8 protein-coding genes, 1 tRNA gene and 1 pseudogene are annotated in these 10971 nt (G+C 68.7%); 7 read left to right on the forward strand and 3 right to left on the reverse strand.

Annotation, left to right across the window (positions count from 1 at the left end; translation table 11 throughout):
- Positions 1–13: 13 nt before the first annotated feature.
- Together CDO46_RS04360 and CDO46_RS04365 are read right to left on the reverse strand one after the other, a co-directional pair.
- On the reverse strand, positions 14–1135 hold the full coding sequence (locus tag CDO46_RS04360) for a formylglycine-generating enzyme family protein (protein ID WP_165963100.1): 1122 nt from the start codon (positions 1133–1135) through the stop codon (positions 14–16).
- Positions 1122–3305 carry a sulfatase-like hydrolase/transferase gene (locus CDO46_RS04365; protein ID WP_243724458.1) on the reverse strand — a complete coding sequence of 728 codons (2184 nt, stop codon included), beginning with the start codon at positions 3303–3305 and terminating at the stop codon, positions 1122–1124. The genes CDO46_RS04360 and CDO46_RS04365 overlap by 14 nt, the downstream gene beginning before the upstream one ends.
- A 194-nt stretch (positions 3306–3499) precedes the next feature.
- On the opposite strand from CDO46_RS04365, the gene CDO46_RS04370 reads away from it, so the two are divergent.
- Complete coding sequence (locus CDO46_RS04370; RefSeq protein WP_087837343.1) at positions 3500–4168, forward strand: response regulator transcription factor; 669 nt, start codon at positions 3500–3502, stop codon at positions 4166–4168.
- Positions 4168–6006, forward strand: coding sequence for a sensor histidine kinase (locus CDO46_RS04375; RefSeq protein ID WP_087837344.1), 1839 nt, complete (start codon positions 4168–4170; stop codon positions 6004–6006). The genes CDO46_RS04370 and CDO46_RS04375 overlap by 1 nt, the downstream gene beginning before the upstream one ends.
- Before the next feature lie 64 nt (positions 6007–6070).
- Here the strand turns inward: CDO46_RS04375 and CDO46_RS04380 are convergent.
- A tRNA-Met gene (locus CDO46_RS04380) sits at positions 6071–6147 on the reverse strand.
- A gap of 389 nt (positions 6148–6536) precedes the next feature.
- Here CDO46_RS04380 and miaB point away from each other — a divergent pair.
- The 5 genes and pseudogenes from miaB to CDO46_RS04405 form a co-directional block, all read left to right on the forward strand.
- Complete coding sequence (gene miaB, locus CDO46_RS04385) at positions 6537–7904, forward strand: tRNA (N6-isopentenyl adenosine(37)-C2)-methylthiotransferase MiaB (protein WP_243724459.1); 1368 nt, start codon at positions 6537–6539, stop codon at positions 7902–7904.
- Positions 7901–8920 (forward strand): PhoH family protein, encoded by a 1020-nt coding sequence (locus tag CDO46_RS04390; RefSeq protein WP_087837346.1) that lies wholly within the window; start codon positions 7901–7903, stop codon positions 8918–8920. The genes miaB and CDO46_RS04390 overlap by 4 nt, the downstream gene beginning before the upstream one ends.
- The gene (ybeY, locus tag CDO46_RS04395) at positions 8892–9395 is read left to right on the forward strand and encodes an rRNA maturation RNase YbeY (RefSeq protein ID WP_087837347.1); all 504 of its coding nucleotides are present in this window, start codon (positions 8892–8894) and stop codon (positions 9393–9395) included. The genes CDO46_RS04390 and ybeY overlap by 29 nt, the downstream gene beginning before the upstream one ends.
- A gap of 28 nt (positions 9396–9423) precedes the next feature.
- Entirely contained in the window at positions 9424–10320 is an 897-nt protein-coding gene (locus tag CDO46_RS04400; RefSeq protein WP_087837348.1) for an HlyC/CorC family transporter, read from the forward strand.
- A 14-nt stretch (positions 10321–10334) separates the two neighbouring features.
- Positions 10335–10971: pseudogene (locus tag CDO46_RS04405) on the forward strand (apolipoprotein N-acyltransferase); the annotation flags it as partial.

Below are 10971 nucleotides of genomic sequence, written 5' to 3' on the forward strand. Positions count from 1 at the left end.
CTTGCTCTCCCTTTCAAGTCCTGACCAGCCGGAATCCCAGGTGGGACATGGGGCTGTAGGGGTCGGAGCCGCGCCGGGCGCTGGGCCGGTACGACAGGCAATAGTCTTCGTTGCACAGGAACGAGCCGCCGCGGATGACCCGCTTGGGCGCATCGAACGGAACGCCGGGCTCGCCGGGGTCATAGGAGCCGGCCGGCCCCTGGGGGTTGTCGATGGGATGGGCCGGCAGCCTGGCCTGCTGCGCGAAGTAGTCGGCGCGGTACCAGTCAGCCACCCACTGCCAGGCGTTGCCGGTCATGTCCAGCAGGCCATAGCCATTGGGCGGAAAGGTGCCCGCTTCGACCGTGCCGGCCGCTCCGCCCGCGCGCGGACTGACCACGGGAAAGCGGCGCTCGCGCACGTCCCAGTAGTTGGCCTGGCGCGCGCCGTCCACCAGCGGTTCGTCGCCCCAGCCATAGGTGGCCTGCTCCAGGCCGCCGCGCGCGGCGAACTCCCATTCGGCCTCGGTCGGCAGGCGCTTGCCCGCCCACTTGGCATAGGCCAGCGCGTCGGGATGGCTGACCTGGACCACCGGGTGGCCGCCCTTGCCCTCGATGGAACTGCCCGGCCCCTGGGGATGGCGCCAGTCCGCACCCGGAACGTAGCGCCACCAGCGGGAATAGTCGTCCAGGCGCACGGGCCGGTCGGTGCCGACGAACACCATGGCCCCGGGCACCAGCACGTCGTCGGGCGGGCGCGGCGTGCCGGGCGGCAGTTGCACGCGCACGGTCTCCCAGTCCGGCTTCCGTTCGGCGGTGGTGACGTAGCCTGTTTCCCGGACGAAGCGGGCGAACTGGTCGTTGGTGACGTGCGTGACATCCATCCAGAAGCCCGGGACGCGCACCTGGTGCGTGGGGCGTTCGTTGGGATAGGCCAGCCGGTGATCGCTGCCCATCAGGAACACGCCGCCCGGCACCCAGGCCATGCCCTGGGGCGTACGGACGCCGTCGCCGAGCACGACGCGTGGCCTTTGCGCGGGTCGGCTGCGCCACGCCTGCCACCCGAGGACACCGCCGGCGGCGGCGCCCGCGGCCGCCAGGGCCACTCCGCCCATCAGCAGGCGCCGGCGGCCATTCTTGGGGTCAGTAGATGCCATGGCTCTTGGGGCAGGTCTTGCCCAGGTTGTTCCGGACGATCTGGCCGTCGGCGTCGTTGGTGCGCCCGTCGAGCACACTGCCGATCACGAAGTCATAGACGCTGGACAGGCCCCAGTCGCGGGCCAGCCGGCTCCAGTTGGACAGGTCCTGCGCATCGACCACGCCGTCGCGGTTGCCGTCGCCCGGGCAGTCGGGATCGGCGGCCAGCATCTCGTCGAGCCTGGCGCGCAGGTCGACGTAGGCGGCATTGACCTCGGCGGAAGGGGAAGCCGCCAGCAGATCGCGGTCGGGCGTATCGAGCAGCGGCGTGGGCGTGGCCTGGTCGACCTCGTACAGCTCCTCGGTGACCACCGTGGTGCCGCTGTCGCTCGCGGCATCGTAGGCCTGGCGGGTGTTGCGGACCAGCTTGTAACGGTCGTTGCGGATCGCGGCCGAGATCTCGGGCAGGATATCGAGCTGATCGCGGCCGGCCTTGTACAGCGCCTGGTTCACGCTCCAGCACGAACCGTAGCCGGCGCCGCCATCGGGCACCACCGACGGATCGTCATGGCCGGCTCCCCACCAGGTACCCTGGTTGTCCTCGCACACGCTCTTGGACACCGGGATCTGGGTGCAGCTCGTATTGATCACGCAGGCGCCGTTGCGCCCGCCATCGGCCTGCTGGTTGTAGCCGCCGATGGTGAAGTTGATGGTGCGCAGGCTGGGCTGGTCGGGGTGGGTCAGGTAGGGCAGGATGGCCACCGAGTCGATCGTGCGCGGGACCGCCGCGTGCGCGTCGATGCCGGCCACCTCGCCGAAGAACTGGAACAGGTCCACCATGTTGACCATGTGATCGACCTCGCGGTCGGGTTGAGCGACCAGCGGCCCGGCGATGATGAGCGGATCCCAGACACCGGTCTGGTAGGCCGTGCCCTTGGCCCGCGAGCCGCTGAACGGCAGCTTGACCGCCGACCCCAGCGTGCCGTTGTCGCCCACGATCACGATCACCGTGTTGGCAGCCTTCGGGTCGTACTGCAGCTGGCCGTCGTCGCCGCGCCGCGCCAGCCCCGTCTCCACCAGCAGGCGGCCGAACTCGGTGTCCATGGCCTCGGTCATCTGGTCCTGGATCAGGCGGCCGGTCAGCGTGCCATTGCAGTCCCAGCCGTCGGACAGCGCGTTGCCGCTGACCGGCACCAGGCTGCGCGGCGGCTGCTGCCAGGGCGTATGGGCGGCGCTATAGCTGACGGTGGCCATCCACGGGCGCGAGGACGGACGCGACTTGATCCAGTCGATGGCGGCATCGGTCTCGATGCGCGTGCGATAGCCGCGCGCACGCGCATCCGTCAGCGGAACTTCGGTGACCTTGCCGCCATCGATGATCACCAGCGGCGAGACGTAATAGGCATTCTCGCGCTCGAAGTCCAGCGTGGCCGGCACCTTGCCGCAGCTCTGGCCGGGCACGAAAATGCCGCCCGCGGACAGGCATTGCAGACCGGCCGCATCCTGCAGGGGCGAGGTGCGGCTGACGGTCGTGCAGCTGTTGTCGGCCCGGTAGCAGGCTCCCGAGTCCGCGCCCCCGGCGGCCTTGCCCGGCACGAAACCGCAGGCATAGGTCTTCTCGGCCGCGATGCCGCCCGCGGTCGAGTCGATCGATGCCGGCAGCCCGCCTATCCAGCCGTAGAAATGGTCCCAGCCCAGCACGCTGGGCGTGGCGTTGCCGGCCTCGTTGTTCTCGGGGCCGGCCAGGTGGAACTTGCCGAACATCGCGCTTTCGTAGTTGGCCCGCTTGAGCAGCTTGGGCACCGTCGTCTCGTACGGCGACACCTGGGAATTCGCCAGATCGTTGGGACCGATGGCCTGGTAGATGCGGGTGCGGGTCGGGTAGCGGCCCAGGAAAAAGGCCGCCCGTCCCGGCGAGCATTCCGGCATCGACCAGGTATTGCGAAAACGCACGCCGGCCGCGGCGACCGCATTGATGTTGGGCATGCTGGGCGCGGTGGCGCCGCCATAGCCGAAGGCGGACATCTGGTCGATGCCCACGTCGTCCATCACGACGAACAGGATATTGGGCGGCCTCGTGCCCGGCCCCTCGGCCTGCCCGTCCCCGCCGCCGGACGATCCGCCGCCGCAGGCGGCCAGTAGCGTGATGGCGACGGCTCCCATCGCCGCCATGCGGATGTATCTTCTCATTGGTATTCCCCCGGACCCGCGCGGTCGATCGCCCGCGATGGGCGCATCTTAGTCACGCCTGGGCCGGCGGCTGAATACCATGTACATGGTATGGCCGGCGCGGCGGCCTCTGCGATACTTGCTCAATGGAGAAATGCGCGCTCGCGCCAGGCCCGCGGGACGGCCGCGGCCGCAGCGCGGCCAGGAGAACTGCAATGACGAAGGGTCCGCTCAGGATTCTGCTGACCGAAGACGACGGGCCCATACGCGAGCGCCTCGCCCGCATCATCGGCGAATGGCCCGAAGCGAACCTGTGCGCGGCTTGCGCCAACCTCGAGGAAACCCTGATCGCCATCGGGGCCAACGAGATCGATCTCCTGATCACCGATCTCAATCTGCCCGACGGCAGCGGCATCGATGCCATCCGTTTCCTGGCCAAGCGACAGCCCAAGGCCGAGGCGATGGTCATCTCCATCCTGGCCGATGAGCGCTCGGTCCTCGATGCCATCGAGGCGGGCGCCGCCGGCTACCTGCTCAAGGACGCCGACTCCATCGACCTGCTCGACGCGATCCGGGACGTCATGGCCGGCCGTTCGCCCATCTCCTCGCGCATCGCCCGCGTCCTGGTCCGTCGCCTGGCCGAACAGGGACACGCTGCCGGCAACGCCGGGAAGACCGCGGACAAACCCATCCTGACCGAACGCGAGATGGACATCCTGTGGGGCATCGCCAAGGGCTTCACCTATGGCGAACTGGCCGACAAGCTCGCCATTTCCCGGCAGACCGTTCCGGTCCATATCCGCAACATCTATCGCAAGCTGCAAGCCACCAACCGCTCCGAGGCCGTGTTCGAGGCTTCGCGGCTCGGGCTCATCAGGCTGTGATGGAAGCGCGCGCTGGCCTGTCGCACGACCGTGGCAAGCTGATCGCCTGGATTCTGCTGATCGCCGCCACGATCGCGATCGGCGCCCTGCCCCACCTCGTTGACACCTCGCCCCCGCCTGGCGCCCTGGCGATCGCCGAAGCGCGCTTCATCCAGGAAGGAGAAGGCCCGGAGCAGCAGGTTTCCCTGCCGCACCACTGGCTGCCCGAGACGCTCTACGAACTGACGACCGGCAGCTATCGCCTTTCCTTCCACGCCACCGACGTACCGGGCGAGTCGATGTTCCTGTTCATCCCCGCCGTCCGCCATCACGTCCAAGCCTGGGTCAACGGTCGCAGGGCGGACACCGCGCCGGATACCGTGTGGTCGACGCCCACCAGCGGCTATGCCTTCCTGGCGCGGATTCCCGACGGCGCGATCCACCCGGGCCACAACGAAATCCTGCTGCGGCAGACCCGCAAGATCGGATGGCTGCCGGGCCGTCTTTCCCAGGTCAGCGTGGGAACCGCCGCCGTGGTCATGCCCGCGTACCAGTTGTCGAACTTCCTCATCGAGGAAGTCCGCGCCATGACCTTCGCCCTGCACATCGCCCTGGCGATAGGCATCGCCAGCATCTGGACCGCCCGCCGGCACGACCCGGTCTTTGGATGGCTGGCCGCCATGTCGATCACCAGCATCCTGGTCGTCGTGGCCCAGTCCCCGCACGCCACGCTGGGCACCTTGGAGCAACTCCAGTCGATCTCGCTCATGTCCGCCGTCGGCCTGATGGCGATCGGCATGGCATTGGCCATTGCGGGACGGCGCCGCCCCAGGCAGCTGCTGCCGGCCGTCATCGCCGTTCCGGCATGTCTCCTGGCCCTGGGGCTGACCGGGCTGGTTCCGTTCCCGATGATCGGACTCCTGAGCGCCTGCATCACGCTGACCGCCTATGTCGCCGCCGCCGGCATCCTGGCGCATCAATTCGCGAAGGACAAGAATTGGGATGCCGCCATCATGGTGGGGCCCTGCGCGCTGACGGTCTGGTTCGGCGTGCACGACGTCCTGGTGGTGACCGGACGATACGACGACCCCTTCCTGCTTGCCTCGTACGCCCGTACCCTGATGCTGCTGGCCATCATGGTCATCCTGATGGGCCGGCTGGCCCGCAGCCTGAACAGCCTGGACCATGCCAACGACACGCTGCGGCAGAAACTGGCGGCGCGGGAGTCCGAACTGGGGCTGCTGCACGAGAAGGAAAAAACCCACGCCGGCCAGATGGTGCGCGAACAGGAACGCCAGCGCCTGATGCGGGACCTGCACGACGGGATGAGCGGCCACCTCGTCGCCATCATCGCTCTTTCCGAACGCCACCCGGAGGGCGGCCAGGCCATCGAGCGCGCGGCCCGGGCCGCGCTCGACGACCTGCGGCTGGTGGTCCATTCCCTGGACCTGGGCGACGGCGACCTGGGCGTGGCCCTGGCGGCCTTCCGCGAACGGCTCGAGCCGCAACTGCGGCGCCTGGGCATCGCATTCCACTGGTCCACCGAGAAACTGCCCGCGGTCACCGGCGTCACGCCGCAGAACGCCCTGTCCGTGCTGCGCATCCTCCAGGAAGCCGTCACCAACGCCATCCGCCATGGGCCCGCGCGTCGCCTGTCCATCGAAGGCAGGACGACCGAGGACGGGATGGCGACGCTATCGGTGTCCAATGATGGGGGCCGGCCGCTCCAGGCCGGCACGGGGAACGGGCTGCGCAACATGCAACGCCGGGCCCGCGAGCTGGGCGGGCGCGTGGCGTTCACGATGGGAGACGATGGTGCGAGGCTGTTGCTGGTGTTTCCGGCGCGGTTGCCGGAGTGAAGGCGTGGCTGCCACCGGCCGCTGAAAACAAAACGGCCCGCATCGCTGCGGGCCGCATGAATTCTGGTGGCGCATCCCTGATTCGAACAGGGGACCTGCGGATTATGATTCCGTCGCTCTAACCGGCTGAGCTAATGCGCCAAAAAATCTAAGACCGCGATTATATACAGTCCGGAAACGGGACGCAAATGGGCGTCCGGCCCAGGCCAATACCCCGGAATCACCCAAAAAAATGGCCCGACAGTAAACTGTCGGGCCAATAGGGAGCACACAATGCCGCGCCTCAATATGCTCGCGGGGGAAGCGCGGTATCGGTGTCGGACAACAACCCTGCCAGGCGCTGGGGATCTGCGGATTCCGCCGGCGCCCTTAGCGGCAAAGCAATCATCTGAGGCTCCAGTCTAGACCGGGGGGACTGACAGAGACCTGAACACGGCGCCGGCGTGGCGTCCGTCCAACCCCGCCCCTCTGTTAAAATGGCGTGTTCCGCCTTCCTGCCCCCGGGCTATAACCCCGTCACGGCAATCGACATGAGCAATCCCACTCCCCGCAAGCTGTACATCCGCACCTTCGGCTGCCAGATGAACGAGTACGACTCGGACAAGATGGTGGACGTCCTGAACGCCGACCAGCCGCTGGAAATCACCGATCGTCCCGAAGACGCGGACATCATCCTCTTCAACACCTGTTCGGTGCGCGAGAAGGCGCAGGAAAAGGTCTTCTCCGACCTGGGCCGCGCCAAGATGCTCAAGCGCGAGAAGCCGGACCTGGTCATAGGCGTGGGCGGCTGCGTGGCAAGCCAGGAAGGCGAGGCCATCGTGGCGCGCGCGCCCTATGTCGACGTGGTGTTCGGTCCGCAGACGCTGCACCGGCTGCCCGAGCTGATCGCCAGGCGGCGCGCCTCGGGCGTGTCGCAGGTGGACATCAGCTTCCCGGAAATCGAGAAGTTCGATCACCTGCCGCCGGCCCGGGTGGAAGGCGCCACGGCCTTCGTGTCGATCATGGAAGGCTGCAGCAAGTATTGCAGCTTCTGCGTCGTGCCCTACACCCGCGGCGAGGAAGTGTCGCGCCCGTTCGAGGACGTGCTGACCGAGATCGCCGACCTGGCGGACCAGGGCGTCAAGGAAGTGACGCTGCTGGGGCAGAACGTCAACGCCTATCGCGGCAGGATGGGCGACTCGGCCGAGATCGCCGATTTCGCGCTGCTGCTGGAATACGTGCACGACATCCCCGGCATCGAGCGCATCCGCTACACGACCTCGCATCCCAAGGAAATGACGCCGCGGCTGATCGAGGCCTATGCGCGCCTGCCCAAGCTGGTGTCCTTCCTGCACCTGCCGGTGCAGGCGGGCAGCGACCGCGTGCTGGCGGCGATGAAGCGCGGCTACACGGCGCTGGAGTTCAAGTCCATCGTGCGCAAGCTGCGCGCCGCCCGGCCCGGGCTGTCGCTGTCGTCGGACTTCATCGTGGGCTTCCCCGGGGAAACCGAAGAAGACTTCGAGAAGACCATGCGGCTGATCGACGAGGTCGGCTTCGACACCTCGTTCTCGTTCGTCTATTCGCGCCGCCCCGGCACGCCGGCGGCCGACCTGGCCGACGATACGCCGCAGGCCGTCAAGCTGGCGCGCCTGCAGCGCCTGCAGGCGCTGATCAACGACCAGGCCGCGGCCATCAGCCAGGGCATGGTCGGCACCACGCAGCGGGTCATCGTCGAAGGCCCGTCGCGCAAGGATCCCAACGAACTGATGGGCCGCACCGAGAACAACCGCATCGTGAACTTCCCCGCACCCGCGCGGCTGGTCGGCCAGGTGGCCGATATCCGCATCACCACAGCGCTGTCGCACACGCTGCGCGGCGAGGTCGTAACGCGCGAGACGGCCGGGGGCGTGCCCGCATGACGGCCGCCTCCCGCGCTTCCCACCGCCGCGCCGCGCCGGTCGTCGTATCGCTGGGCGACGACAACGCCCGGCTGTCGAATCTTTGCGGCCCGCTGGACGAGAACCTGCGCCAGCTGGCCGCCGCCTATGGCGTCGAACTGGCGCGCCGCGGCCACCGCATCACGCTGGAAGGCGAACGCGCCGAAGCGGCCTCGGCGGCGCTGCAATACCTGTATGAGCACGCGGACCAGCCGCTGTCGGTGGACCAATTGCAGTTGAACCTGGTCGAGCTGGGCGCGATGACCGCCGCCCACGACACCGACGAGGACACGCCGCCGCAGGGCGCCCCGGGCGAGGCCGAGGTGGTGCTGCGCCTGCCGCGCCGGCAGGACCTGCGCGGCCGCACACCGCGCCAGCGCGACTACCTGCGCAACATCCTGGCGCACGACATCTCGTTCGGCATGGGCCCGGCCGGCACCGGCAAGACCTATCTGGCGGTGGCCTGCGCGGTCGACGCGCTGGAGCGCGAGTCGGTGCGCCGCATCGTGCTGACGCGGCCGGCGGTCGAGGCGGGCGAGCGGCTGGGCTTTTTGCCGGGCGACCTGACGCAGAAGGTCGACCCCTACCTGCGTCCGCTGTACGACGCGCTGTACGACCTGATCGGTTTCGAACGCGTGACCAAGCTGTTCGAGAAGCAGACGATAGAGATCGCGCCGCTGGCCTATATGCGCGGGCGCACGCTGAACCACGCCTTCGTCATCCTGGACGAGGCGCAGAACACCACGCCCGAGCAGATGAAGATGTTCCTGACGCGCATCGGCTTCGGCAGCAAGGCGGTCATCACCGGCGATCCGTCGCAGGTGGACCTGCCCAAGGGCCAGCGCAGCGGCCTGCTGGACGCCTCGCAGGTGCTGGCCTCGGTGCAGGGCATTTCGTTCACCCAGTTCACCAGCGGCGACGTGGTGCGGCACCCGCTGGTGGCGCGCATCGTCGACGCCTACGAGAAGCATGGCCAGCAGAACGCCCCGGGCCGCTAGCGCGGCCGCCGCCGGGCCGGCGCTGTCCCTGGCCGTCCAGTACGGGCAGGAAGAGGCCAGGCTGCCGCGCTGGCGGCTGCGGCGCTGGGTGACCCAGGCCCTGCGGGCGCCGGAACTGGCCCATGTGGCGGGAGTCGCCCTGACGCTGCGGCTGGTGGGCGCCGCCGAGGGCCGGCGGCTGAATCGCGATTTCCGCCAGCGCGACTACGCCACCAACGTGCTGACCTTCGAATACGGCGCGGACCCGGAGGGCGTGGTGGGCGGCGACATCGTGCTGTGCCTGCCGGTGCTGGCGTCCGAGGCCCGGGCGCAGAAAAAGCCGTTTTTGCATCACGCCGCCCACCTGGTGGTCCACGGCGTACTGCATTCCCTGGGCTACGACCACCTGAACGATCGCGACGCCCGGCGCATGGAGGCCCTGGAGACCCGTATCCTGGCCGAGATGGCAATACCCGACCCGTATCGGGTATCCTAAACTTTTGCAACACTTGTCCTATTGGACGATGTCAGACACCTCGCCTAGTCCGGCGTACGTTTCGCGTACGCCCAAACACCCACCCAGAACCTTCTTCGAACGGCTTTCGGCGCTGATCCACCGCGAACCGGAAGACCGCGAGGACCTCAAGGCCGTGCTCGAGGCGGCCTACAGCCGCGACCTGCTCGACGCCGAGGCGCTGTCCATGATCGAGGGCGTGCTGGCCGTTTCCGAGCTCACCGCGGGCGACATCATGATCCCGCGCTCGCGCATGGACATGCTGGAAGTCCTGCAGCCCATCGACGTCCTGCTGCCCACCATCATCGAGACCGCCCACTCGCGCTTCCCGGTATACGAGGACAGCCGCGACAACGTCATCGGCATCCTGCTGGCCAAGGACCTGCTGCGCTACATGATCGACCGCGAACTGGACCTGCGCACGCTGCTGCGGCCGGCGGTCTTCATCCCCGAATCCAAGCGCCTGAACGTGCTGCTGCGCGAATTCCGCAGCAACCGCAACCACATCGCCATCGTCGTCGACGAACATGGCGGCACCGCCGGCCTGATCACCATCGAGGACGTGCTCGAGCAGATCGTGGGCGAGATCGAGGACGAGTTCGACGACGCCGCCGTCGAGCAGTCCATCTTCCCCGACGGCAAGAACCGCTGGCGGGTCATGGCGCTGACCAACATCCGCCGCTTCAACGAGACCTTCGGCTCGTCGCTGGACGACGACGAATACGACACCGTGGGCGGGTGGATGGCCGGCACCCTGGGCCGCATTCCCCGGCGCGGCGACCGCATCGAACGCGACGACCTGCGCATAGACGTGATCCGCGCCGACGCCCGCCGCGCGCTGTGGCTGCGCGTCTCCCGCCTGGCGGCTGGCGCCGCGCCCGCGGCCCCGCTTCCCAACCAAGGCTGAGCCCGCCCGTGCCCATGCCCTATGCCGCGCTGGCCGGAGCGCTGATCCTCGGCATGCTGCAGGGACTGGCCTTCGCGCCCACCCCGTTTCCCGCCTGGTTCCTGCCGGTGCTGCAGCTGTCCACCTTCGGCGGCATGAGCTGGCTGACCTGGCGCGCCGAGGGCCTGCGGGGCGCCATCTGGACCGGCGCGGCCTTCGGCGCCGGCACCTTCCTGGTCGGCGTGTCCTGGATCTACATCAGCCTGCACGTCTACGCCTTCATGGCGGCGCCGCTGGCCGCGCTGGGCGTCGGCCTCCTGGCCGCCTATCTGTCGCTGTATCCCGCGCTGGCCACCGGCGTGGCGTGGTGGCTGTCGCAACGGCCGGCCACCGCGGGCCGCCCCGCCCGGCTGGCCTCGCCGCTGACGTGCGTGCTGGCGATGGCGGTGGCCTGGACCGGCTCGGAATGGCTGCGCGGCATCCTGTTCACCGGCTTCCCCTGGCTCAACATCGGCTATGCCCACGTCGACGGCCCGCTGCAAGGCTGGGCTCCGCTGCTGGGCGTCTACGGCGTCGCCTTCGCCGCCGCGCTGACCGCCTCCGGGCTGGTCTGGGCGGCCAGCGCCGTGGCCGAACGCGGCACCGCCGGCGTCGCGGCCGCGCTGCGCCCGG

The sequence above is a fragment of the Pigmentiphaga sp. NML030171 genome, from assembly GCF_002188635.1.
Classification (GTDB): Bacteria; Pseudomonadota; Gammaproteobacteria; order Burkholderiales; family Burkholderiaceae_B; genus Pigmentiphaga; species Pigmentiphaga daeguensis.

What these genes read in the sequence shown, in the direction of transcription:
- miaB (WP_243724459.1), top strand. Translation starts at nt 6,537, where the DNA reads ATGAGCAATCCCACTCCCCGCAAGCTGTACATCCGCACCTTCGGCTGC.
- CDO46_RS04360 (WP_165963100.1), bottom strand. Translation starts at nt 1,135, where the DNA reads ATGGCATCTACTGACCCCAAGAATGGCCGCCGGCGCCTGCTGATGGGC.
- ybeY (WP_087837347.1), top strand. Translation starts at nt 8,892, where the DNA reads ATGGCCAGCAGAACGCCCCGGGCCGCTAGCGCGGCCGCCGCCGGGCCG.
- CDO46_RS04370 (WP_087837343.1), top strand. Translation starts at nt 3,500, where the DNA reads ATGACGAAGGGTCCGCTCAGGATTCTGCTGACCGAAGACGACGGGCCC.
- CDO46_RS04390 (WP_087837346.1), top strand. Translation starts at nt 7,901, where the DNA reads ATGACGGCCGCCTCCCGCGCTTCCCACCGCCGCGCCGCGCCGGTCGTC.
- CDO46_RS04400 (WP_087837348.1), top strand. Translation starts at nt 9,424, where the DNA reads ATGTCAGACACCTCGCCTAGTCCGGCGTACGTTTCGCGTACGCCCAAA.
- CDO46_RS04375 (WP_087837344.1), top strand. Translation starts at nt 4,168, where the DNA reads ATGGAAGCGCGCGCTGGCCTGTCGCACGACCGTGGCAAGCTGATCGCC.
- CDO46_RS04365 (WP_243724458.1), bottom strand. Translation starts at nt 3,305, where the DNA reads ATGAGAAGATACATCCGCATGGCGGCGATGGGAGCCGTCGCCATCACG.